The organism is Caulobacter sp. AVps18 (genome assembly GCF_058681425.1).
The window spans coordinates 716,879-742,841 of the sequence record NZ_CM178737.1; the positions used below are offsets into that span (position 1 = coordinate 716,879).

Annotated in this window: 29 protein-coding genes and 2 pseudogenes; 17 read left to right on the forward strand and 14 right to left on the reverse strand. The window is 66.7% G+C overall.

Going from position 1 to position 25,963, the window contains the following annotated elements:
* Positions 1–24: 24 nt before the first annotated feature.
* The 3 genes from ACW179_RS03310 to ACW179_RS03320 form a co-directional block, all read right to left on the reverse strand.
* Positions 25–1,575, reverse strand: coding sequence for a YifB family Mg chelatase-like AAA ATPase (locus ACW179_RS03310; RefSeq protein ID WP_492062885.1), 1,551 nt, complete (start codon positions 1,573–1,575; stop codon positions 25–27).
* A 130-nt stretch (positions 1,576–1,705) separates the two neighbouring features.
* Entirely contained in the window at positions 1,706–2,656 is a 951-nt protein-coding gene (gene gshB, locus ACW179_RS03315) for a glutathione synthase (RefSeq protein ID WP_492062886.1), read from the reverse strand.
* 129 nt (positions 2,657–2,785) lie between these two features.
* On the reverse strand, positions 2,786–3,076 hold the full coding sequence (locus ACW179_RS03320) for a DUF1330 domain-containing protein (RefSeq protein ID WP_492062887.1): 291 nt from the start codon (positions 3,074–3,076) through the stop codon (positions 2,786–2,788).
* 184 nt (positions 3,077–3,260) lie between these two features.
* On the opposite strand from ACW179_RS03320, the gene ACW179_RS03325 reads away from it, so the two are divergent.
* Positions 3,261–3,707, forward strand: a complete 447-nt coding sequence (locus ACW179_RS03325; protein ID WP_492062888.1) for a PaaI family thioesterase — start codon at positions 3,261–3,263, stop codon at positions 3,705–3,707.
* 68 nt (positions 3,708–3,775) lie between these two features.
* On the opposite strand, the gene ACW179_RS03330 is transcribed toward ACW179_RS03325, so the two are convergent.
* The 5 genes from ACW179_RS03330 to rdgB are packed head-to-tail and all read right to left on the reverse strand — an operon-like array spanning position 3,776 to position 7,650.
* Complete coding sequence (locus ACW179_RS03330) at positions 3,776–4,591, reverse strand: SirB1 family protein (protein WP_492062889.1); 816 nt, start codon at positions 4,589–4,591, stop codon at positions 3,776–3,778.
* Positions 4,588–4,965, reverse strand: a complete 378-nt coding sequence (locus tag ACW179_RS03335) for a YraN family protein (protein ID WP_492062890.1) — start codon at positions 4,963–4,965, stop codon at positions 4,588–4,590. Before ACW179_RS03335 ends, ACW179_RS03330 begins: the two co-directional genes overlap by 4 nt.
* On the reverse strand, positions 4,962–5,849 hold the full coding sequence (gene rsmI, locus ACW179_RS03340) for a 16S rRNA (cytidine(1402)-2'-O)-methyltransferase (RefSeq protein ID WP_492062891.1): 888 nt from the start codon (positions 5,847–5,849) through the stop codon (positions 4,962–4,964). Before rsmI ends, ACW179_RS03335 begins: the two co-directional genes overlap by 4 nt.
* Before the next feature lie 54 nt (positions 5,850–5,903).
* Positions 5,904–7,055: a radical SAM family heme chaperone HemW gene (gene hemW / locus ACW179_RS03345; protein ID WP_492062892.1), complete on the reverse strand. Its 1,152-nt coding sequence runs from the start codon at positions 7,053–7,055 to the stop codon at positions 5,904–5,906.
* Complete coding sequence (gene rdgB, locus ACW179_RS03350; RefSeq protein ID WP_492062893.1) at positions 7,048–7,650, reverse strand: RdgB/HAM1 family non-canonical purine NTP pyrophosphatase; 603 nt, start codon at positions 7,648–7,650, stop codon at positions 7,048–7,050. Before rdgB ends, hemW begins: the two co-directional genes overlap by 8 nt.
* 24 nt (positions 7,651–7,674) lie before the next feature.
* Here rdgB and ACW179_RS03355 point away from each other — a divergent pair, with 24 nt between their 5' ends.
* The 4 genes from ACW179_RS03355 (at position 7,675) to ACW179_RS03370 (ending at position 9,372) form a co-directional block, all read left to right on the forward strand.
* The gene (locus tag ACW179_RS03355; protein ID WP_492062894.1) at positions 7,675–8,268 is read left to right on the forward strand and encodes a glutathione S-transferase family protein; all 594 of its coding nucleotides are present in this window, start codon (positions 7,675–7,677) and stop codon (positions 8,266–8,268) included.
* Positions 8,269–8,410: 142 nt separating this feature from the next.
* The gene (locus ACW179_RS03360; RefSeq protein ID WP_492062895.1) at positions 8,411–8,527 is read left to right on the forward strand and encodes a hypothetical protein; all 117 of its coding nucleotides are present in this window, start codon (positions 8,411–8,413) and stop codon (positions 8,525–8,527) included.
* Between the two features lie 69 nt (positions 8,528–8,596).
* Positions 8,597–9,130 carry a DUF2975 domain-containing protein gene (locus ACW179_RS03365; protein ID WP_492062896.1) on the forward strand — a complete coding sequence of 178 codons (534 nt, stop codon included), beginning with the start codon at positions 8,597–8,599 and terminating at the stop codon, positions 9,128–9,130.
* Positions 9,131–9,147: 17 nt separating this feature from the next.
* Positions 9,148–9,372: a helix-turn-helix domain-containing protein gene (locus ACW179_RS03370; protein ID WP_492062897.1), complete on the forward strand. Its 225-nt coding sequence runs from the start codon at positions 9,148–9,150 to the stop codon at positions 9,370–9,372.
* A 286-nt stretch (positions 9,373–9,658) separates the two neighbouring features.
* On the opposite strand, the gene ACW179_RS03375 is transcribed toward ACW179_RS03370, so the two are convergent.
* A complete protein-coding gene (locus ACW179_RS03375; RefSeq protein ID WP_492062898.1) occupies positions 9,659–10,636 on the reverse strand; it encodes a S1C family serine protease in 978 nt (325 codons plus the stop codon).
* Between the two features lie 75 nt (positions 10,637–10,711).
* Entirely contained in the window at positions 10,712–11,428 is a 717-nt protein-coding gene (gene rph, locus ACW179_RS03380; RefSeq protein WP_492062899.1) for a ribonuclease PH, read from the reverse strand.
* A 132-nt stretch (positions 11,429–11,560) separates the two neighbouring features.
* Here rph and hrcA point away from each other — a divergent pair, with 132 nt between their 5' ends.
* Positions 11,561–12,655: a heat-inducible transcriptional repressor HrcA gene (gene hrcA / locus ACW179_RS03385; protein WP_492062900.1), complete on the forward strand. Its 1,095-nt coding sequence runs from the start codon at positions 11,561–11,563 to the stop codon at positions 12,653–12,655.
* A gap of 12 nt (positions 12,656–12,667) precedes the next feature.
* Positions 12,668–13,285, forward strand: coding sequence for a nucleotide exchange factor GrpE (gene grpE / locus ACW179_RS03390; RefSeq protein WP_492062901.1), 618 nt, complete (start codon positions 12,668–12,670; stop codon positions 13,283–13,285).
* Here grpE and ACW179_RS03395 read toward each other — a convergent pair.
* Complete coding sequence (locus tag ACW179_RS03395; protein WP_492062902.1) at positions 13,231–13,482, reverse strand: DUF2061 domain-containing protein; 252 nt, start codon at positions 13,480–13,482, stop codon at positions 13,231–13,233. The two genes, grpE and ACW179_RS03395, sit on opposite strands and share 55 nt — an antisense overlap.
* 172 nt (positions 13,483–13,654) lie before the next feature.
* On the opposite strand from ACW179_RS03395, the gene dnaN reads away from it, so the two are divergent.
* Positions 13,655–14,773 (forward strand): DNA polymerase III subunit beta, encoded by a 1,119-nt coding sequence (gene dnaN, locus ACW179_RS03400; RefSeq protein ID WP_492062903.1) that lies wholly within the window; start codon positions 13,655–13,657, stop codon positions 14,771–14,773.
* A 21-nt stretch (positions 14,774–14,794) separates the two neighbouring features.
* Positions 14,795–15,139, forward strand: coding sequence for a hypothetical protein (locus ACW179_RS03405; protein ID WP_492062904.1), 345 nt, complete (start codon positions 14,795–14,797; stop codon positions 15,137–15,139).
* A gap of 813 nt (positions 15,140–15,952) precedes the next feature.
* On the opposite strand, the gene ACW179_RS03410 is transcribed toward ACW179_RS03405, so the two are convergent.
* Positions 15,953–16,783 (reverse strand): pirin family protein, encoded by an 831-nt coding sequence (locus ACW179_RS03410; protein ID WP_492062905.1) that lies wholly within the window; start codon positions 16,781–16,783, stop codon positions 15,953–15,955.
* Between the two features lie 121 nt (positions 16,784–16,904).
* Here ACW179_RS03410 and ychF point away from each other — a divergent pair, with 121 nt between their 5' ends.
* From ychF to ACW179_RS03445, 7 genes are all read left to right on the forward strand, one after another.
* A complete protein-coding gene (gene ychF / locus ACW179_RS03415; RefSeq protein WP_492062906.1) occupies positions 16,905–18,005 on the forward strand; it encodes a redox-regulated ATPase YchF in 1,101 nt (366 codons plus the stop codon).
* A gap of 65 nt (positions 18,006–18,070) precedes the next feature.
* The gene (locus ACW179_RS03420; protein ID WP_492062907.1) at positions 18,071–18,895 is read left to right on the forward strand and encodes a hypothetical protein; all 825 of its coding nucleotides are present in this window, start codon (positions 18,071–18,073) and stop codon (positions 18,893–18,895) included.
* Positions 18,896–19,077: 182 nt separating this feature from the next.
* Positions 19,078–19,935: a hypothetical protein gene (locus tag ACW179_RS03425; protein WP_492062908.1), complete on the forward strand. Its 858-nt coding sequence runs from the start codon at positions 19,078–19,080 to the stop codon at positions 19,933–19,935.
* Between the two features lie 124 nt (positions 19,936–20,059).
* Complete coding sequence (locus tag ACW179_RS03430) at positions 20,060–20,896, forward strand: hypothetical protein (RefSeq protein ID WP_492062909.1); 837 nt, start codon at positions 20,060–20,062, stop codon at positions 20,894–20,896.
* 18 nt (positions 20,897–20,914) lie between these two features.
* Complete coding sequence (locus ACW179_RS03435) at positions 20,915–21,418, forward strand: hypothetical protein (RefSeq protein ID WP_492062910.1); 504 nt, start codon at positions 20,915–20,917, stop codon at positions 21,416–21,418.
* Between the two features lie 51 nt (positions 21,419–21,469).
* The gene (locus ACW179_RS03440) at positions 21,470–22,150 is read left to right on the forward strand and encodes a dienelactone hydrolase family protein (protein WP_492062911.1); all 681 of its coding nucleotides are present in this window, start codon (positions 21,470–21,472) and stop codon (positions 22,148–22,150) included.
* Positions 22,150–22,827: a dienelactone hydrolase family protein gene (locus ACW179_RS03445; RefSeq protein ID WP_492062912.1), complete on the forward strand. Its 678-nt coding sequence runs from the start codon at positions 22,150–22,152 to the stop codon at positions 22,825–22,827. Before ACW179_RS03440 ends, ACW179_RS03445 begins: the two co-directional genes overlap by 1 nt.
* 38 nt (positions 22,828–22,865) lie before the next feature.
* Here the strand turns inward: ACW179_RS03445 and ACW179_RS03450 are convergent.
* Both ACW179_RS03450 and ACW179_RS03455 read right to left on the reverse strand, forming a co-directional pair.
* Positions 22,866–24,167 (reverse strand): annotated as a pseudogene (locus tag ACW179_RS03450) (methyl-accepting chemotaxis protein); the annotation flags it as partial.
* Positions 24,168–24,239: 72 nt separating this feature from the next.
* Positions 24,240–24,773, reverse strand: a pseudogene (locus ACW179_RS03455) (MCP four helix bundle domain-containing protein); the annotation flags it as partial.
* A gap of 355 nt (positions 24,774–25,128) precedes the next feature.
* Between ACW179_RS03455 and ACW179_RS03460 the strand changes: the two are divergent.
* Positions 25,129–25,892, forward strand: a protein-coding gene (locus tag ACW179_RS03460) for an IS5 family transposase (protein WP_492059466.1) whose coding sequence is annotated in 2 segments (ribosomal slippage) — positions 25,129–25,464 and positions 25,467–25,892 — 762 coding nt in all. Because the reading frame shifts where the segments join, the coding sequence is not laid out codon by codon here.
* The last annotated feature ends 71 nt before the right edge of the window (positions 25,893–25,963 follow it).

Here is a 25,963-nt window from a genome sequence, read left to right on the forward strand (position 1 = left end):
TAGCCCCTACGGCTTAACACCCGGTCAAAACGCCGGTTGGCCAAACACCGCTGCTTGCTCTTCGCCCGGCGTCGCCGTGCGGCGATGGGCCAGGGCCTCGGCCACATGCACGCGGCGCACGCCGTCGGCACCCTCAAGATCGGCAATGGTGCGCGACAGACGCAACACCCGCGTCCAGCCTCTTGCGCTGATCTTGCCCGCCTCGGCGGCGCGGGCCAGCAGGCTGCGCCCGGCCTCGTCGAGATCGGCGATCTTTTCCAAAAACGCGCCCTCGGCTCGGCCATTCAGGGTGTCGGCGCTGCCCATCCCCTCCGCTCGCTCGATCTGGCGCGCCCGGGCGCGGGCCACACGCGCCGCGACCTCGGCCGTGCCCTCGACCGGCGGCGGCAGGGCCAGGTCGGCGGCTGTGACGGCGGGCATGTCCACAGACAAATCGATACGGTCGATCAGAGGTCCGGACACCCGGCCCTGATAATCACGCTGACAGCGGGGCGCCTTGCCACAGGCCCCGCGACCGGCCCCGCCATGGCCACAGCGACAGGGGTTCATCGCCGCCACCAGCTGAACCTTGGCCGGATAACGCACATGGGCATTGGCTCGGGCCACCATTACCTCGCCGGTTTCCAGCGGAGCCCGCAGGCTATCCAGCGCCTGAACCCCGAACTCCGGCAGTTCGTCCAAGAACAGCACGCCGTTATGAGCCAGCGACACCTCGCCCGGCTTGGCCTTGTGCCCGCCGCCGGTCAGGGCCGCCATGCTGGCGCTGTGATGAGGCGACCGGAACGGCCGCGCGCGGGTCAGGGCACCGCGCGCGATCAGTCCCGCCACGGAATGCACCATCGAGGTCTCTAGAAGTTCGGCTGAGGTCAGGGGCGGCAACAGGCCCGGCAGGCGCTGGGCCAGCATCGACTTGCCCGAGCCCGGCGGGCCGCAGAACAGCAGATTGTGCCCGCCGGCCGCCGCGATCTCCAGCGCCCGCTTGGCGTGCTCCTGCCCCTTGACGTCGCGCAGGTCCCTGGAACGCTCTCCCTCGATCACCGGACCGGGCGAAGGCGCGCCCAGCACCTGGCTACCCCGGAAGTGGTTGATCAGCGCCACCAGCGAGCGCGGTGCCAGGATGCGCGTGCCGCCGGCCCAGGCCGCTTCTGGCCCGCTGGCCTCGGGACAGATCAGGCCCAGCCCCATGGCCCCGGCCGCCATGGCCGCCGGCAGGGCCCCGGCGGCGGGCACGATGCGGCCGTCCAGGGACAGCTCGCCCATGGCCGCCCAGCCATCGAGCGCATCCAGCGGGATCACCCCGATGGCTACCATCACCGCCAGGGCGATGGGCAGATCAAAGTGGGCGCCTTCCTTGGGCATGTCGGCCGGAGCCAGATTGGCGACGATGCGCTTGCCCGGCAAAGACAGACCCAGCCCGGCAAAGGCCCCCCGCACCCGCTCGCGGCTCTCGGCCACGCCCTTGTCGGCCAGGCCGACAATGACGAAATGCTGCTGGCCCGTGGTCAGCTGCACCTCGACATCGACGCGACGCGCTTCGACGCCCTCGAACGCCACGGTGACGACCTTCGCGGCCATGTCCGCCTCATGGATCGGTTTGACTTATCCACAAGACAACCATGGCGCGCGGGGCGGAGCAAGAACAAAAAACGAACGTTTCAGGAAATCCCGTGCGTTCAGTCGCCTAGCCGCCCCACTTCATCCACCGCTAGCCCCGGGCGCGGATCGCCTCGATACGGTCCCAAAGCACGGCCGATGCATCTATCCCGCTGAAACGCTTGAGTTGTTGCGCGCCCGTCGGCGATGTGACGTTGATCTCAGTCAGGTACTCGCCGATCACGTCGATGCCCACGAACAGCAGGCCGCGCCGCTTCAACTCAGGCGCGATGATCGCGCAAAGCTCCAGATCCCGCGCCGTCAATTCGACCGCCTCGGCCCGCCCCCCGACACGGAGATTGGAACGCACCTGACCGGCCGCCGGCACGCGGTTGATCGCGCCCACCGGCTCGCCGTCGACCAGCAGCACCCGCTTGTCGCCCTTGCTGACCGCCGGCACGAACTTCTGGGCGATGACCTGCTCGCGGCCGATCATGGCGTGCAGTTCCAAAAGGGCGTCGAGATTGGGATCGTCCGCCAGCAGCCGCGCCACGCCCGACCCGCCGCCGCCGTAGAGGGGCTTGAGCACGATATCGCCGTGCCGGGCGCGGAAGTCATAGATCGCCTCATAGTCCGAGGTGATCAGGGTCGGCGGCTGCACGCCGGGAAAATCGGTGACGAACAGTTTCTCGGGCGCATTGCGCACCTCGGCCGGATTATTGACCACCAGGGTGTGGGGATGGACCTTCTCGAGGAAGTGGGTGGCGGTGATATAGGCCATGTCGAACGGCGGATCCTGGCGCATCAGCACCACATCGACATCGTCCTTCATGTCCAGCAGCACGGTCTCGCCCAGGGTCGCATGGGCGCCCTTGTCGGCGGTCAGCACCAGCGACTGGGCGCGGGCAAATACCCGGCCGTCCTCCATCGACAGCTTGTCGGGCGTATAGACCCACAGCCTGTGACCCCGGGTCTGGGCTTCCATCATCATCTGGAAGGTGGTGTCGGTGTCGATATTGATCCCCTGGACGGGATCCATCTGGACGGCAACTCTCAGCGACATGACGACTCCGGGTCAGCTTGGCGCGGCGACGTAAGGCGTCCCGCGCCGCGACTGCCTAGTTAAGGCGGCGAGGGGGGGAATGCGAGGGGGGAGTTGGGCGCGTGAGCGGGCGAGGACTCCAGGCGGACGTCAGTCGCACCCGTCGACCAGCACCAGTTTGCTTTCGGTCGTCTTGTGGCGAAGGTCGAAGAGGGCCTGAGCGTCGGGATCCGCCAGAAACGCCTTGGCGTGCTGGCGAGAGGGAAATTCGAGGATGACCATCCGCTCCGGTGCCCAGCCGCCTTCCATGACGGTCGGCTCGCTGCCCTGAACGATATACCTGCCGCCATGCTTGTCGATGAAGGCAGGAATCTGGGCGGCGTAGGGCAGGAAGCCGGGCAGGTCGCGAATGGCAAAGTCGAGTACCAGATAGGCTTTCATCGTTTCTTCCGAGCTTTGCCGCGAGTGGGGACGATAGCACCGTCGACGTGTCTGTCGTCGGAAACCCGCCGCAACCATGGCGGACATGGGCCACAGCGTTCGCGGCGCTGCAGACCTCCGGCTGTGACAGTTGCGCCAGCCTCGCGGCTACGCTCACCTAGGGTGGCAGCAGTGAGGGACTATCATGGCTACGACGTCCAACCACACCAACGTGGAAAAGCTCAACAAGGCGAACGACGGCAAGCTGCCAGGCTGGCTCGGCCTGGAGATCACCAACGTAGAGGATGGCCTGGTCGAAGGCCGGATGCCTGTGCGGACCGAGCTGATCGCCCATACAGGGTATCTTCTCGCAGGCGCGCTACTGTCGGTCGCGGACATCCTTTGCGCCTATGGTGTTTCCACGGTGTGGCCAGAAGGGGCCAGCGGCTTCACTACGGTAGAGGTGAAATGCAACTTCGTCGGCACCACCCGGGACGGCGCGGTGCTTTGCCGGGCGAAGTTGCTGCACGGTGGGCGAACGACCCAGGTCTGGGACGCGGAAATGACGAGCGAGACGACGGGTAAGCTGATGGCGGCGTTTCGATGCACCCAGATCATCCTCTATCCGCCCGTTAGGGGCGGCGCCGCATGACAATCGTCGCGGCGCTGGGCTCAACGTCCGCTGGCCATCCCCGCCTGACGGTCGATCCAGCCGCCCCCCTAGTTCAGCCTCAACCGCACCCGCTCCCGCGCCGCCCGGGCGGCGATGGCCGCGCCGCCGTCGAGGATCTGGGCTCGGGTCAAGGCCTGCAACGCTCCCGCCAGAGCCCCCTGCCCCTCGCGGGCGGCCGCCACGTCGAGCCACGGCCGGTGATCGGACGGGTTGAGCAGAGCCCGCCTCAGGGCCGAGCGCTCGGCGCGGGGCCAATCGCGGGCCTGCTGGGCGCGGGCGAAGATGTTGTTCTGCAGGCGAATCAGGACGGCGCGGTCCGAGATCGGAGCCATAAGCAACTCCAGCTTGGCGGCCACGTCAGGCATCAGTCCGGTGCGCAGGGCGCGGCGCGACAGCTCTGACGGCAGCACCACGCGGCCCTCGCTGAACGGATCGAGCGCCAGAGGGCCTTCCTCTGTCTCGATGCGCAGCAGGAAGTGGCCGGGAAAATCCACTCCAAACAGGTCGAGTTTCGCCTGCCGCGCCGCGTGCAGATAGAAGACACCCAGGGCGACGGGCAGGCCCTTGCGCCGCTCGGCGATGGCGATGATGTCGGCGTTGTCGGGATGGTCGTAGCTGAGCAGGTCGCCATTCAGGCGCAGGTCGCCGGCCAGGGCCTCGGCCACGGCCTCTTCAGGCGACTCGGTCTTCAGGCGCGCGATCAACCGTTCGACGGCCTGATCGGCCAGGGTCAGGGCGGGCTCGGTGTCGCGGTCGGGATCATCATGAATGGCGCAGGCCAGGGCCGCCTCGAACAGCGGGAAATCGTCATCCGCGCCTTCGCCGGCCCGGGTCAGGATCGCTTCGGCTTCCTCGCGGGTCATGACCCCTCCTGCCAGGCGTCGCGAAGATGACGCGGACGGCAGCCGGGCGCCAGGGCGATAAGGTCCAGCCGGACCTCGATGTCCTTGAGCCCCCGACGATGGGCGACCAGATGGGCCGCCGCCCGCCGCAACCGTCCCCGCTGTTCTGCCGTCACCGCATCCAGCGCCGCCTCCAGGGTGGCGCGGCGCTTGACCTCGACAACGGCCAGAACCCTTCCGCGTTGCGCCAGCAGGTCGATCTCGCCCAGTGGCGTGGGCAGGCGAAAGCCCAGGATGCGATAGCCCTTCAGCATCAGCCAGACGGCCGCCATAACCTCGGCGCGGCGGCCAGACAGCCGAGCGGCGGCGCCACGGGCCTGGCGGATGCCGGTCATCCCGCGGCGTCCTCGGCGGCAGCATCCTTCAGCGCCAGGGCCTGACGATAGAGGTCGCGGCGCGGCAGGCCCAGGGCCTTGGCGACTTCAGACGCAGCCTCGCCCAGGGGCAGGCGGGCCATGGCCTCGCGCAGGGCGCTCTCGGCGTCGCCGGCCTGCACCGGCGCTTCCGAACCCGGCCCCACCAGAATGACAATCTCGCCCTTGGGGCTCTCGAAACGCGGGTCGGCGGCGAGCACGTCGAGCGGGCCGCGAATGCAGGTCTCGTAAAGCTTGGTCAGCTCGCGGGCCACGGCGGCGTCGCGCGGGCCGAACACGGCGGCCATGTCGGCCAGGCTGTCGGCGACCCGCGAGGCGCCCTCATAGAAGATCAGGGTGGCGCGCACCGGGGCCAGTTCCTGGAAAAAGGTCCTGCGGGCGGCGCTCTTGGGCGGCGGAAAGCCGGCGAACAGGAAGCGGTCGGTGGGCAGGCCGCCCAGGGTCAGCGCCGCCAGGGCCGCCGAGGCACCGGGGATCGGAAAGACCTGATGGCCGGCGGCGATGGCTTCCCGGGCCAGGCGGAAACCCGGATCGGAGACCATCGGTGTACCGGCGTCCGAGACCATGGCCACCCGCTCGCCGGCCGCCAGACGCTCCAGGATCTTGGGCGTCACCCGGTCGGCGACATGTTCGTCATAGCGCTCCAGGCGCTTGGAGATCTGGTAGGCGGCCAGAAGCTTGCCCGAGACGCGGGTATCCTCGGCCAGCAGCACGTCGCAGGCGTTCAGCACGTCCAGCGCCCGCAGGGTGATGTCGCGCAGGTTGCCGATCGGCGTCGCCACCAGATAGAGGCCCGGCGCCAGGGGCGCGTCGGACAAGGCAGGGGGATCGGGCAGACGGCTCAAGGGTGCGAATCCTTCTGCGCGGACGGCGCAACGAAGCGTTGGGAGCCACTCCTATCAGGTCGCGAGCGCGCCTGTCAGCCGATCCAGCAAAAGCCTTCCGGCGCGGGTGGCGCGCAGCCGTTGCGGATCGTCGACCAGCAGGCCCAGCTCGACGTGGCGGCGCACCTTTTCGGCCTCGCGGGTCAGGCCCAGAACGGCCACCTCGTCAAAGGCTACACCATCGTCGATGCGCAGGCCCAGCAGCAGGCGCTCCTCGGCCGCCTCAACGGCGCTGAGGGCCTCGCGCTCGAAACCGACACCGGTCTGGCGCACAGCGGCGATATAGTCGGCGATCTTGCGATGAGCTGTGGTGGCGACGCGGCCGCCCGCCAGCGACAGCCGGCCATGGGCACCCGGGCCGACGCCGACATAGTCATGGCCGCGCCAGTAGACGAGGTTGTGACGCGAGCGGGCCGCCTCGCCCCGGGCGTGGTTGGAGACCTCGTAGGCGTCAAAGCCGGCGGCCTCCAGCACCGCCTGAGTCGTCTCGAAGAGGGTGGTCGCCAGATCCTCGTCGGGCACGAGCAGCTTGCCGCGCCCCACCGCACGGTCAAAGGCAGTGCCGGCCTCTATCGTCAGTTGGTAGGGCGAAACATGTTCCGGGCCAAAGGCCAGGGCTGCCTCAAGCTCGTCGCGCCAGGCGGCGGCGGTCTGGTCGGGGCGGGCATAGATCAGGTCGATCGACAGGCGCGGAAAGGCGCGCGCCGCCACCGCCATGGCCCGCCTTGCCGATCCCGCATCGTGATTTCGCCCCAGCAGGGCCAGGGCCTCGTCGTGCAGCGACTGGACCCCAAGCGACAGTCGCGCCACGCCCGCCGCCGCCAGGGCTTCAAAGCGTCCGGCCTCGGCGTCGGTGGGGTTGGCCTCCAGACTGATCTCAAGATCGGGCGCAGCGTCCCACAGACGGCAAGCGGCCTCGATCACGCGGGCCACCTGGGCCGGGTCCATCAAGGATGGCGTGCCACCGCCGAAGAAGATCGACAGCAGGGTGCGTGGTCCGGTCAGGACCCGCTGGGCTTTCAGGTCGGCGACAATGGCGTCGGCCAGGTCCTGCTGCTCGGCGCTCCGGCCCCGGTCGCGCACGACGTTGAAGTCGCAATAGGGGCAGATGCGGGCGCAATAGGGCCAGTGGATGTAGAGGCCGAGGGGCGGGACGGCCTCACTCAAACAGCGCCACCTTCAGCTTGGCGAAGGCCCGGGCGCGGTGGCTCATGGCATCCTTGGCGGCCGGCTCCATCTCGCCGAAGGTCATCTGGTGGCCCTCGGGGACAAAGATCGGATCATAGCCGAAACCCCGCGTTCCGCGCGGCGGGAAGGTCAGCTGGCCGTGAACCTCGCCTTGCACCACCACGGCCGGGCCGTTGGGCCAGGCGACAGCGAGGGCCGAGGTGAACCAGGCCGAGCGATCGTCCGAACCCGTCTCCAGCAGCCGTTCCTCGACCTTGGCCATGGCCAGGGCGAAGTCCTTTGTCGGCCCCGCCCAGCGCGCCGAATAGACGCCGGGCGAGCCACCCAGCGCCGTCACCGACAGGCCCGAGTCGTCGGCCAGGGCGATCAGCCCCGAGAGGTCGGCGGCGTGGCGGGCCTTGAGCAGGGCGTTGCCGACGAAGGTCGTCTCGGTCTCGTCCGGCTCGGGCAGGCCCAGCTGTCCGGCGGTGAGGATCTCGAACCGTCCCTCCAGCAGGGCGGCGATCTCCGGCACCTTGCCAGGATTGTGCGTCGCGGCCACAAGCTTGAGGCCCGGCTCCAGTTTCAGCGCCATGCGCGGCTCCTCCAGGAAAACACCATGCGGCTCCTTTACTCTGCCCTGTCGCCCTTTGCGCGCAAGGTTCGCATCGTCGCCCATGAAAATGGCCTGACCGACCAGATCGTCCTGGAGACCGTCAGCCCGTTCACCGACGAGAGTCTGCGGGCGACCAATCCCCTCAGCCAGGTGCCGACCCTGATCCTGGAGGACGGCGAGATCCTGTTCGATTCCTCGGTGATCTGCGACCATCTGGACGCTGTTGGCGGGGCCGGACTGATCCCGGCGGACGGCATGATTCGCCGTCGCGCCCTGACGCTGCAGGCCCTGGCCGACGGCATGGGCTCTGCCGCTGTCGCCGTGGTGCGCGAACGGATGCGGCCCGAAGACGACCAGCGTCCCGAGTTGATCGAGCGCCAGCTGAAAGCCATCGTCGCCGGGCTGGACCTGTTGGATGCCGAAGGCTTCACGGCTGCGCGCTTCCTGATCGGCGAGATCGCGGCGGCCGCCCAGCTGGCCTATTTCGACGCCCGCAAAGTAATCGACTGGCGCGAGGGGCGGCCCGCCCTGTCGGGCTGGTTCGAGGCCGTCACCCTGCGCGAAGCCATGGTTGTGACATCCGCGCAACTAGCCTGATGCCTATCCGCCAGGATTGCAAAAGTTTAATATCGTTTGTCGATAATCGACATTGGCGGAACCCAAATCGGGGCCTATCTGTTGAACATGGACGCGGACGATTCTCCGACCGTCGCCCAGCCACCTCAATGGACCCACCCCCATGGCCGCCTCGAAGTTCTTCAGCATCGCCGACAAGGTCATCATGACCGCGATCACCGCCGCCCTGATCGTGGGCGTGCCGGTCTCGGCGATCACCTTCGTGGTCCAGTCGCTCTAGGGGTTTTGACGCCCCGCTTTCACGCGGGGCTTCCATGAGACGCCCTGGGGAGGGCGGGGGGAAACAGCCATGCGCGCCTTGGGGCCAGGCTCGGTATCGAGCTTCCTGAAGATCATCCTCGACGTGATCTATGTCGGGCTTTGGATCTTCGTCAGCCTGCTGTCGATCTTCACCCTTGTGGCGCTGCTGTTCAGCTTCAATCCCGAGCTGCTGGCCAGGATGGTGCCGATCAGTGACGCCGTCGAGATCGTCAGCCGCGACGGACCGCTTCTGGCCGGTGCCTTGGCCGCCTGGGCCCTGCTGCTGGGCGGTTGGATGGTGATTGTCGAGAGGCTGCGGCGCATCTTCGCCACCCTGACGGCAGGTGACCCGTTCCATCCGGACAATGTCCTGCGCCTGCGGGTGATCGGCCTGATCCTGGCGGGGCTCGAGGTCGGGCGCTACATCTTCTCGGGCATGGCCCGCTGGCTGGCCCCCGACAGCAAGGTCATCGACGACTCGTTCACGCTCACAGCCTGGTTTTCGGTGCTGGTGGTGTTCGTGCTGGCCGAAGTCTTCCGCGAGGGCGCCCGCCTTCGTCGTGAAGCCGAACTCACCATCTGATCGCGGAGATCCCTGCCATGCCCGTCCGCGTAAACCTTGACCGCGTGCTGCTGGAACGCCGCATGTCGCTGACCGAACTGTCAGACCGCGTCGGGGTGACCATCGCCAACCTGTCAATCCTGAAGACCGGCAAGGCGCGCGCCATCCGTTTCTCGACACTGGACGCCCTGTGCCGCGAACTGGCCTGCCAGCCTGGCGACCTGCTGACCTTCGAGGGCGGCCCGCCCGACAGCGACGACTGACGCCTACCGACCGTCCGCGACGCGGGACGGCCGGCGGCGACCTGGGTGCTATTTCTTCTTGAAGAGCGTCGCCATGTCGCCCTTCACGCTGGGATTGGAGGCATTGGCCTTCGGCGGGGCCGGCTTCTTTGACTTGCCCTTGGTTTCTTTCATGGTGGGTCATTCCCGTGGCCAGGACCGGCTCGGCATGACGCCGCCGATCAGGGCCGCCCGCGCGCCGCAAAGGGTGGCGGACACGCAGTGTCGCATGTCCTGGGCCGGGGCGGGGCTTAATCGGCGCGACCCTTCAGTTGAACCTCGGTTTCTTCAGCAGTGACCCGCGATCCATCGACCGCACTTCCATCTCGAACGCATCGTGCTCGCGCAGCACCTTGAGCGGAATGCTTGTCCCGGCGTCGCCCATCGCCCAGAGGCGGGTGTAGAACTCGGCCAGGTCCGCGACGGGCTGGTCGCCCACGGCCAGGATCACGTCGCCGGGCTTGAGTTCGGCGCGGGCGGCCGGCCCCTTGGGCGAGACGCCGACGATCACGACATGGTCCTCGATCTCCTGGGCGAAGATCCCCAGCCACGGACGCGGCGGATGTGGAGCCTGGCCGCGCGCCAGGTCGTCAAGGATCGGCGGCAGCAGCTCGGCCGGCACGAACATGTTGATCGGCTTGGCGGCGCCGTCCGGGGCGCGGGTTTCCAGGCTCAGATAGCCCAGCCCCACTAGGTCGCCCTTGGGACCGATCAGCGCCGCGCCGCTCCAGTGCGGATGGGCCGGCTCGGTCATGATCGCTTCGTCCAGCAGATATTCCCAATAGCCGGCGAACGGCATGCGGGTGATCACCTGGCCGGCGGCGGCATGGGTGCGCCCCCCGGCTCCGGCCACGATCACACCGGCCCCGCCGATCAGTCCCTGCGAGGTGCCGATCGGCATGACCGGCAGGTCCAGCGGCTCCAGGGCCTGAACCAGGCCAAGACCTGTGCGGGGGTCGAAGCCCAACACGTGGGCGGCCACCCGGCGGCCTTCGTTCAGGGTCAGGATCACCTCACGCGCCTCGGTGATCAGATAGGCCATGGTCAGGACCAGCCCCGTGGGGCTGACCACCACGCCATTGCCGATCCGCTCGGTGCCCAGAATGCCCGCCGTATAGGCGTCGGCGGGCACGCGAGCCTCCAGCGCCACAACCGCAGCCAGCACGCGGTCCAGGTCGAAGGGATAGGCCTCGGCGGACGGCCGCAGGCGGGCCTCGACTTCATAGCCCTGGAACGGTGTCGGCACGTCGATCTCCTCTCGAAGCTCGAATCTGGGGCGCGCCCCGCCCAGCGGCAAGAGGACGGGGCGTCGCGGAGGCGTTTAGCCCCCGATCGCCGCTTTCTGGAACGCGAACAGCTCGCCGATGCCCTTTTCGGCCAGGCCATACAGGCTTTCGAACTCAGCGCGGGTGAAGCCGCGCTTTTCGCCGGTGGCCTGGATCTCGACGATGTCGCCGCTTTCGGTCAGCACGAAGTTGCTGTCGGCCTCGGCATTGCTGTCTTCCTCGTAGTCGAGGTCGAGAACCGGCACATTGTTGAACACGCCGCACGAGACGGCCGCCACCTGGCCGACGATCGGGTCGGTCTTCAGCACACCCTCGTCGAGCAGGTACTTCGTGGCCAGGCGCAGAGCGACCCAGGCGCCGGTGATCGCAGCGGTGCGGGTGCCGCCGTCGGCCTGGACGACGTCACAGTCGAGCGTGATCTGGCGCTCGCCCAGGGCCTTCAGGTCGACCACAGCGCGCAGGGACCGGCCGATCAGGCGCTGGATTTCCTGGGTGCGGCCGGTCTGCTTGCCGGTGGCGGCCTCGCGGCGGCCCCGAGTGTGGGTGGCGCGGGGCAGCATGCCGTACTCGGCCGTGACCCAGCCGGCGCCCTTGTTCCGCATCCAGCCGGGCACGTTTTCTTCAACGGTGGCGGTGACCAGCACCTTGGTGTGACCAAAGCCGATCAGGCACGAGCCCTCGGCATAGCGGTTGACCCCGGTCTCCAGCGTGACGGCGCGCAATTGATCGGGGGCGCGATTCGAGGGGCGCATGGGGAACTCCGGGGCTTGGAAAGGGTGATGGGGCTTTGAATGCGAGGTGGGGCCGCTTATCCTCTCTGGAGCGGGAACTTGGAAGAGCGCCCGCCGCTTTTGTGAACCCAGCGAGGTCGCCGGCAGGCCCCCATGACGCAGTTGTTTGGTCGCACGCCCGGCCTGACCGAGTTGGACGCCCGGGCCCGCGACATCTTCCGCCGGGTGGTCGAGGCCTATCTGGAGACCGGAGAGCCGGTGGGCTCGCGCACCCTGTCGCGGGGCGGCCCCCTCTCGCGCGGCGGGACGCCGCTGTCGCCGGCCTCGATCCGCAACACCATGCAGGACCTGGCGCAGCTGGGCCTGCTGGACTCCCCCCATACCAGCGCCGGCCGGATGCCGACCCATGCCGGCCTGCGGATGTTCGTCGACGGCTTTCTTGAGGTCGGTGATGTCGGCGAGGATGAGCGGCGGGCCATCGAGGCGCGGCTGTTCGCCCGTGGTCGCTCATTCGAGGAGGCCCTGGCCGAGGCCGGCTCGATCCTGTCGGGCCTGGCCGGCGGGGCCAGCATCGTCGTCACCCCGGTGCGCGAGGGCGGCGTCAAGCACGTGGAATTCGTGGCCCTGGGCGGCGACCAGGCCCTGGCGGTGATGGTCTTCGAAGACGGCACGGTCGAAAACCGGCTGATGAAACGCGCGCCGGGCATGACGCCCTCGGCCTTTCAGGAGGCGTCGAACTTCCTCAACACCCGTCTGCGCGGCCGCACCCTGAGCGAGGCCAAGGACGAGGTGAGGGCCGAGCTGGAAACCGCCCGTCGGCAACTGGACGAGACCACGGCGCGTTTGGTCGAGGATGGTCTGGCGGCCTGGGGCGGCGGCGAGGGTGATGCCCGGGCGCTGATCGTGCGGGGCCAGGCCAACCTGCTGGGCGACGGCTTGAGAGAGACCGGGGCCCGCGAGGATCTTGAGCGCGTGCGGATGCTGTTTGACGACCTGGAACAGAAGGGACAGCTGATCGGCCTGCTGGATGACGTGCGCGAAGCCCAGGGCGTGCGCATTTTCATCGGGGCTGAAACGCGACTCTTTTCGCTTTCGGGTTCCTCCGTGATTGCGGCGCCCTATATGACGGGCCAGAGGAAGGTGCTGGGCGCGATCGGCGTGATCGGACCCACGCGCCTCAACTATGCCCGGGTGATCCCGCTGGTGGACTATACCGCCCGCGTGCTCGGCCGGATGATGGATGGATAAGGACTGTACGAGATGAGCGACGAGCAAGCGCCGGTTGAAGACATGATCCAGGATGGCGAGGACGCCGCCCAGGAAATCGAGGCGCTGAAGCTGGAAGTGGCGGCCCTGAAAGATCAGGCCCTGCGCTACGCCGCCGATGTGGAAAACACCAAGCGCCGGGCCGAGCGCGAGATGAACGACGCCCGCGCCTATGCGATCCAGAAGTTCGCCCGCGACCTGCTGGGCGCAGCCGACAACCTGTCGCGCGCCACGGCCATGAGCCCGCGCAACTCGCAGGATCCGGCGGTGACCAACTATATCATCGGCGTCGAAATGACCGAGAAGGAGCTTCTGGCGGCCTTCGAACGCAACGGTCTGAAGAAGATCGAGCCGGCCAAGGGCGAGAAGTTCGACCCCCACCTGCATCAGGCGGTGATGGAACAGCCCTCGACCGAGGTCGCCGCCGGCGGCGTTCTTCAGTTTCTGCAGGCCGGCTATGAGCTGCAGGGCCGCCTGATCCGTCCGGCCATGGTCGCCGTGGCGGCCAAGGGCTCGACCGCGCCGGGTTCGGCTGAACCGACCGCCGCCGCCAACCCCTATGCCGGGACCGGCAGCGAAGGCTCGGGCGGTTCGGTCGACACCAAGGCCTGACGCCGCTTCTGGTCGCGGGCCTTGTCGGCTCGCGACCATGCCCTTTCGTGCAGGTTGAAGAACACCGTCTGGACCAGGGGCTCGACGATGCCCACAGCCAGGGCCACCCGCCAGTCGCGGGTCAGGGCATAGGCCACGACCACGGCAACGGTCAGGTGCATTGCGGCGTAGGTGAGGGTCTTGAGGGCGAGGCGCACAGCGCACGATCCTTGTTGCGAATTGTTCGCAAAAGATAGGTGTCGTTTCCGTCGAGACAAGAGGCCCCGCCCCCTTCCCCAACCGCGCGATTGCGATAATGTCGGCGGTCCATTCACTACGGAGCCTGGCGCGCGACTCAGCCGCGCCGGCTGCGCGATCCGGACCTGATTTATGAAGCTTACGATCGAACGGGCGGCGCTGCTGAAGGCGCTGGGGCATGTGCAGAGCGTCGTCGAGCGCCGCAACACCATCCCGATCCTGTCGAACATCCTGCTGTCGGCTGAGCGCGACACGCTGAGCTTCTCGGCCACCGACCTGGACATGGAGATCATCGACGAGGGCCTGGCCCAGATCGACGTGCCCGGCCAGATCACCGCGCCCGCCCAGACCCTGTACGAGATCGTCCGCAAGCTGCCCGACGGCTCGGACGTGTCGCTCAGCTTCAGCGGCGATGATCCGCGCCTGGTGATCCAGGCCGGTCGCTCGCGCTTCAACCTGCCGGTGCTGCCGGCCGGCGACTTCCCGGTGATGAGCAGCGACGGGCTCTCGAGCCGCATCGCGGTGGACACCAACGAACTGATCCGGCTGATCGACAAGACCCGCTTTGCGATCTCGACCGAAGAGACCCGCTACTATCTGAACGGCCTGTATCTCCACACCGTCAATGAAGGCGGCGTCACCAAGCTGCGCGCCGTGGCTACCGACGGCCACCGCCTGGCCCTGGCCGAGATGGAGGCCCCCGAGGGTGCCGCCGGCCTGCCGGGCATCATCGTGCCGCGCAAGACCATCCAGGAGGCCCGCCGCCTGATGGAATCGGCCGGCGAGCAGGTCGACCTGCAGGTTTCCGCCCAGAAGGTGCGCTTCGAGTTCGGGGCCGCCGCCCTGACCTCGAAAGTCATCGACGGCGCCTTCCCCGACTATCTGCGGGTCATTCCGCGCGACAACGCCAAGATCCTGACCCTGGACAACGACCTGTTTGCCAAGGCCGTCGACCGGGTGGCCACCATCTCGGCCGAGAAGAGCCGCTCGGTGAAGCTGGCCATCGAGCCGGGCCGCATCACCCTGACCGTCCGCAACATGGAAGCCGGCCAGGCCGTCGAAGAGGTCGAGGTCGATTATGACGGCGAGCCCTTCGAGATCGGCTTCAACGCCCGCTACCTGCTGGACGTCTGCGGCCAGATCGGCGGCCCGATCGCCGAATTCCGCTTCGCCGACCCGGCCAGCCCCACCCTGGTGGTCGATCCGACCGATCCGGGCGTGAAATATGTGCTGATGCCGCTGCGCGTCTAAAAAGACGCGTACTTCAAGGCCATGAGCGACGGGTTGAGCGACGAGCGCTTCGACGACCTGTTCGACAGGATGCTGACCCTCTGGGACGCGACCGATTTCGAAGGTTGCGTCACCTGGTTCGACCGCTCGCAGCGGGTGGAGGCGGTGTTCGGCGCGGTCGAGCACCGGGTCGATCTGGTGGCCATGAACTATGCCGTCCATCGCGCCATCGCGCCCGACGCTGCCTTCGATGTCCCGATCCGCGCCCTGGTCGACCGCGCGGCGGCCCGCGCCACCTTCCAGGCCAGTCTGATGCGGGTGCTGATGGGCGCGGCGGGGATCTGGCAAAAGGACAACCTCGAAATCGCCCGGCGCTATTTCGTCTGACGGCCTGCGCATGGCTTCGCCGCCTCACGCGGTTTGACCGCTGAAGGGATGGGAAGGGTCGCGGAGCGCCCGGGCCTCGCCCGGATGTGAGTTTGTAGTAAGTACCGTTTCGACGAAGACGAGCGCTCCGCGTGGTCGTTCTTTCAGAGGCGCGCGGCGCTTGAGCCCTGTTAGAGCCTCGCCGCCTTGAAGCCTCCGACGGGCGGACCGGGGCGCGACCCCGTCCCGGACTGTGAACCCTCCCAGGTCCACCTGCTGCTCGCGCGACCCCTGACGTGACGTCGTTTTAGTGTTCCACGGCCGACCGCCGCCAGACACGAAAGGGTTGGCGGCCCAGAGCACGCTGTACTCCTCCCGCCATCGTTTGAACTTCCCGCTCGACCACCCCTGACAGCCGCAACGGTCGCCGTACGTGCGCCCTTCCCGTGCTGTCAGGTGGGATCAGTATGGGGGGCATTTTGAGCGCGTCTGACAGGCGCGCTCGTTCTTTTTTCAGAGCTTTGAATTTGCTGGGGTTTGTAGGCGATGCGCCGGGGATAGAGCGGGCTCGATCCCCGTTCTCCAGGCCCACAAGACGTCGTCGCCCCAGACAGTCGCGGCAGCCATACCAACGGCCGCTGAGCTCGACGCCTTGCGCCCTATACATCTCGTCACCCCGGGACTTGTTCCCGGGGCCCATCGTTCCACCGCAGGTGCGGCGCCAAATAGAGCTCTCACGATGAAGCTGACCCATGGGCCCCGGGAACAAGTCCCGGGGTGACGGGGTATCTTCAGAGTTTGGCCCTCTGAGGTCAGGACCAACGGCCGCTGGTATCAGAACTTCCCGCTCTGGAAATCCTCAAAGGCCTGTACGATCTCGTCGCGCGAGTTCATCACGAACGGCCCGTGCCAGAACACCGGCTCGCCGATCGGACGGCCGGCCAGCAGCAGCACGCGCGCGTCGGTGATCGCCTCGACCAGCACCCGGTCACCGGCGCCCAGGAACACGCCCGACAGCGCGTCGACCTTGCCGCCCGACACCCGCACCTGACCCTCATAGACCGCCAGCATGGCGTTGCGGTCGGCGCCGACCGGCTCCTCAAAGCGGGTCCCCGCCGGCAAAACGACGTCGAAATACAGGGCGTCGACCGCCCCGCCGCCGATGGGTCCAGAGGTTCCCGCATCGGTGACTCCCGAGATCACCTTGACCGTGACGCCGCCGTCGCGTGCCGCGACCGGGATCGCGTCGCTCTCGAACTCGCTATAGCCCGGCGCGCTCATCTTCAGCTTTGCGGGCAGGTTCACCCACAGCTGGAAGCCGCGCATCCGGCCCTCGCTCTGCTCGGGCATTTCGGAATGGACGATGCCGCGCCCGGCCCGCATCCACTGGATGCCGCCCGGGCCGATCACGCCTTCGCGCCCGGTATTGTCGCGGTGCCGCATCCGGCCTTCCAGCATGTAGGTCACGGTTTCGAAGCCGCGATGCGGATGGTCGGGGAAGCCGCCCATATAGTCGGAGGCCTGGTCGTTGTCGAAACAGTCCAGCATCAGGAACGGATCGAACATCTGGGCTTCCGCCGTGCCCAGCATGCGGGTCAGGCGCACGCCGTCGCCGTCCGAGGCGGGGACGCCCTTTACGATCTTCACCACGGGTCGAAGGCTCATGTCGCCGCTCCTTGTCCGCGATCAATATCGGCAGCGGTTACAGTTGGTTCAAGTCCCCCCGCCCTTCGCGTTCGCCGTCGATCCGTGCTAGTTCGCCCCCAACGAAATTCACGAGAGTTCCATGGCCCTTAAAGTCGCCATCGTCGGCCTGCCCAACGTCGGCAAGTCCACCCTGTTCAACGCCCTGACCCAGACGGCGTCGGCTCAGGCCGCCAACTATCCGTTCTGCACGATCGAGCCCAATACCGGCGAGGTCGCGGTGCCCGAGCCGCGCCTGGACGCCCTGGCCAAGGTGGCCGGCTCCAAGGAAATCATCCCGGCCCGCATCACCTTTGTCGACATCGCCGGCCTGGTGCGCGGCGCGTCCAAGGGCGAAGGTCTGGGCAACCAGTTCCTGGCCAATATCCGCGACTGCGACGCCGTGGCCTTTGTGGCGCGCTGCTTTGAAGACGGCGACATCGTCCACGTCGAAGGCCGCATCGACCCGATCAGCGATCTCGAGATCATCGAGATGGAACTGATGCTGGCCGACCTGGAAAGCCTGGAAAAGCGCGTTCCCGCCCTGGAAAAGCGCGCCAAGGTCGGCGCCGACAAGGACAGCGCCAACACCCTGCGCCTGGCCAATATCGCCCTGGCCCTGCTGCGCGAAGGCCGCCCGGCCCGCGCCGCCAAGATCGACGCCGATGACGAGAAGGCGTGGCACATGCTGCAGCTGCTGACCTCGCTGCCGGCGCTCTATGTCTGCAATGTCGACGAAGGCAGCGCCGACAAGGGCAACAAATTCTCCGACCTCGTCGCCGAACGCGCCGCCAAGGACAACGCCAAGAGCGTGGTCATCTCGGCCCAGATCGAGAGCGAGATCGCCCTGCTGGACGCCGAGGAGCGCGCCGAGTTCCTCGAAACCCTGGGCCTGGAAGAGCCGGGCCTCAACCGCCTGATCCGCGAAGCCTATAAGCTGCTGGACCTGCAGACCTATTTCACGGTCGGCCCCAAGGAAGCCCGCGCCTGGACTATCCATGTCGGCGACACGGGCCCGCAGGCGGCCGGCGTCATCCATACCGACTTCGAGAAGGGCTATATCCGCGCCGAAACCATCGCCTTCGAAGACTTCATCGCCCTGGGCGGCGAAAACGGCGCCAAGGAAGCCGGCAAGATGAAGGCCGAAGGCAAGGACTACATCGTCAAGGACGGCGACGTGATGCACTTTCGGTTCAACGTTTGATTGCGCTTGATTTCGACTGACGCCCTGTTCCATCCTGCAGCGGGATAGGGGCAGGGCGTTATTCAATGAAGTTCGGAGTTCTGGGCTGCGCCCTTGCGGCGAGCCTTGTATGCGGCGTGGGCGCGCGCGCCCAAACCACCACGGGGTCTGCAGTCTATGTGATTCATGCGGCCCCAGCGCCCCAGGGGGAGCAGGTGGCCGAAAAGGGCCAGCCGCTGTTCACCCAGCCGATCACGGCGACGCGTGCAGCGGCGCTGGACGGCGAGACCCCCACCCCCGGCGGCTTTGGCAAGGTCAAGAGCTTCCCGCCCGGCACGAAGATGTTCGGCGTGCGCTCTGGTGCCGGCTGGGCCTATTGCGCCGTCGCTGCTTCCACCCAGCGCTGGTGGTCGGGCGACGAACTGGCCTGTTTCGAGGACACTGATCGCGACGGCGCCTTTGATCAGGTCCGCCCTTCCGGTGCACCGTTCATGGGCGTGGCGCTGTTCGTGTTCCAACTCGGCGCTTCCCGGCCCCTGGCCGAGCCGGCGCGCTATCATATGCTGCCGCATGGCGAAGGACCTTCCATCGACTTCGCGGTCAATTGGTCCGTGATCACCGACAAGCCCAAGCGAGACGCGCCGCCGCCGCCCTTGAGCGGCTATCGCGTCAGCGGAGCCTTGCAGAACCGCTACGGCTTTCAGGACATCCGTGGCGACGGCGCCGTCGCCCGTTCGCTCGATGGCAAGACCGCCACCCTCGACTATCGCGGCGCGAAGGTAACCTTCCTGGGCCTCACGCCCAGCGGCGGTGTGCGCTACCGCGTCGATGCGGGCCTGCCGAGCCAACTGAGCAGCGTCACCATGACCGTGACCACGACCACAACCTATGTGCCGATCTTCATCCGATGAACAAGCAGCTCATTTTGACTGTGACGACCGTACTGGCCGTCACGCTCCAGTCTCCGGCGGCTTTTGCCCGCCAGGCGCTTCGTGAGCCCGTCGCCCCCGCAACCGCGCCATCGCCTCCGTCTGGACTGCCGCCAGGGGGTCTCCTGCCCTACCCGGAAACCTGGGAGGATCTGCCACTTCCCTTGCGTATGCGCCTGGAAGCAGAGATGGGCCGTGAAGGTCCCGCTGCCGTTCTGCTGGTCGAGGCCGCCGTCGCCGCCGACGCCGCGCCCCGTCGGGTCGAGGTGGGCGATATGCTGAGCCTTCAGGCCGTTCGTCCTGGCAAGGGCGTCGTGTTGAAGACCGCAGCGGAGCGGGAGAAATATGGGCTGGTCGGCGACCTGCTCTGGCCGGTGAAGGTGGACGGCAAGGCCGCCTATTGTCGGCGCGCGGCACCGCCGAGCAAGGCCAAGCTTGTCGGCGTGGCGATGATGGGCATGATCCCCGCCGTCACCGGCAACGTCTATTGCTATCTCGACAGGGACGCCGACGGTCGCTTTGAGACCCTGTTCGAGAACAGCGCGGGCCCCACCGCAACCCTCCCGGGCAGCACCTTCCAGATCTCTAGCCTGGGGCGGGACGAAAAGCTTCAAACCCCGATCGCCTATGAGCCTTCCGACAAGAGCCTCGCTTTCGTTGAACAGGTTGGTCTGCGGTATGGTGGTCCCAATGCCGGCCTGGTCGGCCCTGACGGCCGCGTAACCAAGGGCTACACCCGGCTGGAACTGATGATCGGCTCCACACCTGACACGCTTGTCGTCGCAAAGACATTCTCGGTGAGGCTGGATGAGAAGGGGGCAGGCCGCCTTGATTTGCCCGGTGGCTTCGCTGTGGAAATTCTCGATGCGGGTGTGGAGGGCGGTGCCCATCTGCGCTTGTTGCGTGGCCTGCCCGCTGGGGAGGCCGCTCTGACCAGCAACGGCGCTCGGGAAGAACTGTTGCGTGCCGTCCAGGAAATGATCCGCACCCGCAACGCCGGCCAGGAGCCCGACCCGTCCTGAAGATGCCTCAGACGGCACCGGGCCTGGCTTTGCGCCTGGCCAGACGGCTTCGCGCTAATGACACTCAAAGGTCGTACAGTTGACGCGTCGTTCAAACTGAACAGAACACCGCAGAGCACGCGTTATGATGGCATCTGAAGCCTTGAGATGGCTGGGTATTCTCTGCGTCATCGCCACAGCAATCTGGGCAACAGCTGCCCAATGTCGAGAAGAACCGCTGTTGGCGCTTCCCAAACCATTGGGAAGTGAGGCGGTCAACACGCTGAAGGTTTCCGGCCCGCTTGAGGTCAGGCCATCGCCCAACCTGGAGATTGGCGATGTTCTATTGACCGTGCCAGTACGTCACGCCCTGACCGGTACGTTGTCTGTGGACATATACAGCAAGGGGCGCGTTGTCTTGCCCGTCGGCACACCGGTCTTCGGGATGCGTATTTCAAACACGATGCTCTTGCCCCAGACCGAGTGGGCTAGGCGCAACGGGGTTCCCGCGAGGAGCATCCCGATGAACAACCAGACTGTCTGGTGTACCGTCGGTCCTCACAGACTGAAGCCCGAGTCCAAAGACGTCACTGCCTGTCTCCCGATGTACGGAGCGTACTTTCGCTGGGTGGAAGCAAGCCCTGCACTCTTCCCGGCGGTGATGGAGATGTCCTCCAAAACGCCATGGGTTGATAGCTTCCCACAAGTCACGCCCGGGCCGATCGAAGGCTTGCCGGAAATGCGACTGTCCTATGCCTTTGGCGGCTGGACAGATGCCGGTTTGGAGTTGGTCAAGACGCTCGAGCAGAACGGAACGAGGTTGATGACGATACGAAGCGTCGTGCCGCGCGATGGCGGAAGATCAGTCACGCTGCGCATCCAGGGCGGGAGATTTCGGTTCTCACAAGAGACCGAAAGCATCGACAGGGCCGTCGTCTCGATCGAGCTGCCACCCTCGCCCGACATTGCTCCGTCACTCTAAACGCAGACCATTGAGCCGTTGGCCAGCAGCCCCCAGACCCTCTCCGTCCGCACCTCGCCGACCGAGGTCCTGCTGCCGATCTGCATCATCTGCGCCGTGATGGGCGTGATGAGCCTGTCGTTTGACTACATGACGCCAAGGTCGCGGCTGGTCGTCTGGCTGGGCTTCAGTGCGCTGCTGCTGGCGGCGGGGCTAGCGCAGCTGTCGGTCAAGGGCCCGCGCCTGGTTATCGCGCCCGACGGGCTGAGTTGGCGTACGACGCGGGGCGAGGCGCTGGACAGCCTGCCCTGGTCGGCGATTGCAGCGGTTCGTTTCGTGCAGCCTGCGCCACGAGAGCGCGCGCCACCCTGCCTGAGGCTCATTCTGGCCGAGAGCACGGCGCTGAAGGTCGTCAGTGCCGGTGAGACGGCCCGCCATATCGACATTCCGATCGACGGTATCGACCGGTCACGGGCCACACTGAGGCAAGCCATCCATGCCGCAGCGCCGCACCTCTTTGCGCCCGGCGACGGCAAGGCTTGACCGCCTCGCCGGGAAGGCGTTTCGATCCCCGCGACCGCGCAGGAGCCCGCCATGACCGACACCCTCACCCTGACCGCCGGTCATGACGGCTTTGGCTTCGACGCCCTGCACGCCCAGCCGACCGGCCCGCGCAAGGGCGGGGTGATCGTGGTGCAGGAGATCTTTGGCCTCGACCGCTATGTGCGCGAGGACGTGGCGCGCTGGGCGGCGCTGAGCTTTGAGGTTCTGGCCCCGTCAATGTTCGACCGGCAGCAGAAGGGCTTCGTCGCCGAGCATGATCCGGCCGGGTTTGAGGCCGGCGTGAAGTACGCCAAGGCCAACGGCCCTGACAACGCCATGGGCGACATCCAGGCCTGTATCGACTTTCTGGCGCCACGCGGCCCAGTGTTCCTGACCGGCTACTGCTATGGCGGCACCATGGCCTGGCTGGCGGCGTCGCGTTGCGAGGGCCTGGCGGCGGCGGCCAGCTGGTACGGCGGTCAGGTCGCCGGCATGGCCAGGTTCAGGCTGTCTTGCCCGGTTATCGTGCATCTGGGCCGCAAGGACCCGCACATCCCGGCCGACGAGGTGAAGGCCGCCATCGCCGCCGCCCACCCCGAAGTGGCCGTCCATATCTACGAAGCCAGCGGCCATGGCTTCAACAATGACGGCCGGCCAGACTCCGATCTCGCCGACGCCGGGCTGGCCCGCGAGCGGACCCTGGCGCTGTTTCAGGCCCAGGGCGCGGCCTGATGGGCGAGCAGATCACCCTGACCACGCAGGCGGGTGAGGCCGTCTTGGCCTATCACGCCCCGCAGCAGGATGCCCGGCGGGGTGGCCTCGTGATCCTGCATGCGATCTGGGGTGTGACGCCGCACATTCGCGAACTGTCCGACACCCTGGCCGAGCAGGGCTATGAGGTGATCGCGCCGTCGCTGATCGACGCCGCCGACGCCCCCTTTCCGGCCGCCAATACCGAGCCGGCGATCCTGGACCAGCGGATGGCCATGGGCGAGGCCACCGGCTGGGGCCTGACCGCCCTGCCCCGCGTTCAGGCCGCGATCGATGCCCTGCAGGGTCCGGTGTTCGTGATGGGCTTCTGCTATGGCGGCACCACGGCCTGGCTGGCGGCGGCGCGCTGCACGGGGCTGCAGGCGGTGTCGTGCTTCTATGGCGGCGACATCGCGGCCTATGCCGGCGAGGCGCCCCAGGTCGCCACCGCCCTGCATTTTGGCAAGACCGACCCGATGATCCCGCTGGCCGATATCGAGGCGATCCAGGCGGCCCATCCCGACCTGCCCGTCTGGCTTTACGACGCCGGTCACGCCTTTGTGGCCCCCAGCGGCCACCATGCCGACAGCGCCCGCCTGGCCATGCTGCGCACCCTGAAGCTGTTCCAGAGATCGGGCGGCAGCAAGGGCGAGGTCTGAGGCCCCGCGACCTGCTCAGTGGGGGCCGGCCGTTCGCTCTAGACAGCTTTCCAACGGGCGGTGCCGCCGCGCCCTGCGGTCTTCAGGACCGATAGGCTGGCTGAAGGGCGCGAGGGCTGTCGCGCGGCGGCGCTGTGCGTCGGGGCGTCCTGGCTGACCTGGAAGCGCCCGATGAGACGGGCCAACCCTTGGGCCTCCTGCGACATGCTCTGGCTGGCGGCGGTGGCTTCCTCCACCATCGCTGCATTCTGCTGGGTCACCTGATCCATGTGGTTGATGGCGGAATTAACCTCGTTCAGGGCTGTGGCCTGCTCCTGGGCGGACGCGGCGATCACGACGACGATGTCGTTGATCTGGTCAACCTGAACCATGATGCGGCTCAAGGCCTTGCCGGTCTCGCCGACGAGCTCCACGCCGGTTTTGACCTGCAGGTCCGAGTTCGAGATCAAGGTCTTGATCTCCTTGGCCGCCGCAGCCGATCGCTGGGCCAGCGCGCGCACTTCGGACGCCACAACCGCAAAGCCGCGACCGGCGTCACCGGCCCTCGCCGCCTCGACGCCCGCGTTCAGGGCCAGGAGGTTGGTCTGGAAGGCGATCTCGTCGATCACGCCGATGATCTGGCTGATCTCCTGGGACGATTTTTCGATACCGCCCATGGCGGCAACAGCCTTCTGGACCACGTCGCCGGACTGTTCGGCGGCAGACTTGGCCAAGCCGACGACGCTGCGGGCGTGGTCCGAACCCTCGGCGGTCTTGCGCACCGTGGCGGTGATCTGATCCAGCGCCGCAGCGGTCTCTTCCAGACTGGCCGCCTGCTGCTCGGTCCGGCGCGACAGGTCTTGGGACGCCACGGCGATCTCGGCGGCACCGGCCTGGAGGGTGGTGGTATTGCCAGACACCATCTTCATGGTGTCTTGCAGGGTGGTCATCGCAGCATTGAAATCGGCCCGCAGCTTTTCATATTCGGGCGCAAAACGGGTGCTCAGGCGATAGGCAAGATTGCCTTCAGAAAGTTGCTCCAGACCCGAGGCGACAGCTTCGACCACCAAGGCCTGGGTCCTCGCCATTTCAGCTTCGGCCTTTTGGCGTGCCGCACGTTCACTGTCGGTCATTTGACGCGCCTCGGCATTCTCCTGCTCCAGGCGAAGGGTCCTGGCGCCGGCCTCCTTGAAGACCTGCACGGCCTTGGCCATCTCGCCGACCTCATCCTTGCTTCCCAGGGACGGGACCGCGACGGACAGGTCGCCCGAGGCGAGCTTGCCCATCGCCGTTGTCAGGGCGCCGAGCGGCTTGACGGCGCGGGCCGACCACGCCGCGACGGCGACACCCAGAACCAGCGCCCCGCCACACATTGCGATGTTCAACCAGACGAAGCCGGCCGAAATGTCGTGGACTTCAGACCCGATCTGCTTGTTCTTGGCCTCTTGCAGGTCGATGAACTGATTGATCTGCTTCAGCCAGACCATGAACATGGGCCTTGCGCCGTTCATCAGTAGCGCCTTGGCGGCGTCGACCTCACCGGCCTTCTGCAGTCGGATCACTTCCGAGATCAGCGGCAGGCCCTGCGCCTGCGTGGCCTTGATGCTGTCGAGAATGGCCGTCTCATCGGGGGTCACGCCAGCGCCCTTGGCCATGAGCTCATCAAGCGGACCGGCGGATTTGTCATAGGCCGCCTCAAGGCGCCCTATGGTGGCGATGGCCGCATCAAGCTCGCCCGCATCGCTGACCAGGATGACGTCGCGAAGGCTGATGGCGCGGTCATGCACGCTGCCGCGGAAATTGATGGCGAAGCGCTGTTTGGCGCTGTTCACGTCGTTGATCGTTGTGAGGCTGCGGTCGATCGCATTGACGCGGGTTTGAGCCACCAGGCCAATGCCTGCCATCATCAAGAGAATCACGCCGAAGCCGACGGCGAGACGCTGACCAATCTTCAGGTTCGGCAGCATGGCGAAGTTTTACCCTGTAAAAGTTGCTGGCACCGGTGCTCTCCGAGGAGCTAACAGCTTCCTAAATTCAGCCCTCGGCGACGCCGAACCAAAGTTTTATTTTTCCCATACTTGGTAAACAGAGATTTCCGCGCCGATTAGTCACATAGAAATCCAGATAAATCACAGATTTGGTGGCCGTATTCATGGCCCAGGCTCATTGGATCGGGCGATCATCTTGACGCCCGTCAGAGCGAAGACCACGTAATCGGGACGGCGCGGATACCAGAACAGGCACGGGCCCTAGGAGCTGTGGACTCTAGGGATTCCCGAAGGGTGCGAAGCGTGATTCAAGACTGTCTTTTGGGAGGCGGTCTTGGGTGTGATGGATCGTTTGGTGCTGAGTGACGCTGATTGGGACCGGATGTCTGGCCTGATCATCGGGCGTCCTGACCAGAAGGGCTCGACCGGCCGCGACAACCGGATGTTCGTCGAGGGCGTGTTGTGGATCGTGAGGACGGGCTCGCCCTGGCGCGATCTGCCCGAGGTGTTCGGCGATTGGAATAGCGCCTTCCGGCGGTTCAGTCGCTGGAGCCAGAAGGGCGTCTGGCGGCGGATCTTCGAGGCGATGTCGGGCGATCCAGACTTCGAATACCTGATCATAGACTCCACCATCGTCCGCGCCCACCAGCACGCTAGCGGGGCCAAAAAGGGGGGTCTGAAGATCAAGCCCTTGGACGCTCGCGCGGCGGACTGAGCACCAAGGTCCACATGGCCGTGCGAGGCCTGGGCCAACCAGTCCGGTTCATTCTCACGGCCGGGCAACGGGGAGACGCACCTCAAGCGGGTCCGTTGATCGAAGGCTTGCCGGCCAAGGTCGTCATGGCCGACACCGCCTACGATGCAGATCATCTGCGTCAGGCGATCACCGCCAAGGGCGCCGTCGCCGTCATCCCCAACAATCCTTCACGCGCTCAGAAATATACGCTCGACCCGCACCTCTACGCCCAGCGCCACCTCGTCGAGTGCTGCTTCAGTCGCCTCAAGCAGTTCCGCCGTGTCGCCACCCGCTTCGAGAAGACGGCGAGAAACTACCTCGCCGTCCTGCACCTCGCTGCCGCAATACTCTGGATGCGATAAGTGTCCACAGCTCCTAGAGCAACGCGCGCTGAATCCAACTCGCTCGCCTTGCTCTAGCTTTTTGTTTGCGC

What these genes read in the sequence shown, in the direction of transcription:
- ACW179_RS03310 (WP_492062885.1), bottom strand. Translation starts at nt 1,575, where the DNA reads ATGGCCGCGAAGGTCGTCACCGTGGCGTTCGAGGGCGTCGAAGCGCGT.
- gshB (WP_492062886.1), bottom strand. Translation starts at nt 2,656, where the DNA reads ATGTCGCTGAGAGTTGCCGTCCAGATGGATCCCGTCCAGGGGATCAAT.
- ACW179_RS03320 (WP_492062887.1), bottom strand. Translation starts at nt 3,076, where the DNA reads ATGAAAGCCTATCTGGTACTCGACTTTGCCATTCGCGACCTGCCCGGC.
- ACW179_RS03325 (WP_492062888.1), top strand. Translation starts at nt 3,261, where the DNA reads ATGGCTACGACGTCCAACCACACCAACGTGGAAAAGCTCAACAAGGCG.
- ACW179_RS03330 (WP_492062889.1), bottom strand. Translation starts at nt 4,591, where the DNA reads ATGACCCGCGAGGAAGCCGAAGCGATCCTGACCCGGGCCGGCGAAGGC.
- ACW179_RS03335 (WP_492062890.1), bottom strand. Translation starts at nt 4,965, where the DNA reads ATGACCGGCATCCGCCAGGCCCGTGGCGCCGCCGCTCGGCTGTCTGGC.
- rdgB (WP_492062893.1), bottom strand. Translation starts at nt 7,650, where the DNA reads ATGGCGCTGAAACTGGAGCCGGGCCTCAAGCTTGTGGCCGCGACGCAC.
- ACW179_RS03355 (WP_492062894.1), top strand. Translation starts at nt 7,675, where the DNA reads ATGCGGCTCCTTTACTCTGCCCTGTCGCCCTTTGCGCGCAAGGTTCGC.
- ACW179_RS03360 (WP_492062895.1), top strand. Translation starts at nt 8,411, where the DNA reads ATGGCCGCCTCGAAGTTCTTCAGCATCGCCGACAAGGTCATCATGACC.
- ACW179_RS03365 (WP_492062896.1), top strand. Translation starts at nt 8,597, where the DNA reads ATGCGCGCCTTGGGGCCAGGCTCGGTATCGAGCTTCCTGAAGATCATC.
- ACW179_RS03370 (WP_492062897.1), top strand. Translation starts at nt 9,148, where the DNA reads ATGCCCGTCCGCGTAAACCTTGACCGCGTGCTGCTGGAACGCCGCATG.
- rph (WP_492062899.1), bottom strand. Translation starts at nt 11,428, where the DNA reads ATGCGCCCCTCGAATCGCGCCCCCGATCAATTGCGCGCCGTCACGCTG.
- hrcA (WP_492062900.1), top strand. Translation starts at nt 11,561, where the DNA reads ATGACGCAGTTGTTTGGTCGCACGCCCGGCCTGACCGAGTTGGACGCC.
- grpE (WP_492062901.1), top strand. Translation starts at nt 12,668, where the DNA reads ATGAGCGACGAGCAAGCGCCGGTTGAAGACATGATCCAGGATGGCGAG.
- dnaN (WP_492062903.1), top strand. Translation starts at nt 13,655, where the DNA reads ATGAAGCTTACGATCGAACGGGCGGCGCTGCTGAAGGCGCTGGGGCAT.
- ACW179_RS03405 (WP_492062904.1), top strand. Translation starts at nt 14,795, where the DNA reads ATGAGCGACGGGTTGAGCGACGAGCGCTTCGACGACCTGTTCGACAGG.
- ACW179_RS03410 (WP_492062905.1), bottom strand. Translation starts at nt 16,783, where the DNA reads ATGAGCCTTCGACCCGTGGTGAAGATCGTAAAGGGCGTCCCCGCCTCG.
- ychF (WP_492062906.1), top strand. Translation starts at nt 16,905, where the DNA reads ATGGCCCTTAAAGTCGCCATCGTCGGCCTGCCCAACGTCGGCAAGTCC.
- ACW179_RS03420 (WP_492062907.1), top strand. Translation starts at nt 18,071, where the DNA reads ATGAAGTTCGGAGTTCTGGGCTGCGCCCTTGCGGCGAGCCTTGTATGC.
- ACW179_RS03430 (WP_492062909.1), top strand. Translation starts at nt 20,060, where the DNA reads ATGATGGCATCTGAAGCCTTGAGATGGCTGGGTATTCTCTGCGTCATC.
- ACW179_RS03440 (WP_492062911.1), top strand. Translation starts at nt 21,470, where the DNA reads ATGACCGACACCCTCACCCTGACCGCCGGTCATGACGGCTTTGGCTTC.
- ACW179_RS03445 (WP_492062912.1), top strand. Translation starts at nt 22,150, where the DNA reads ATGGGCGAGCAGATCACCCTGACCACGCAGGCGGGTGAGGCCGTCTTG.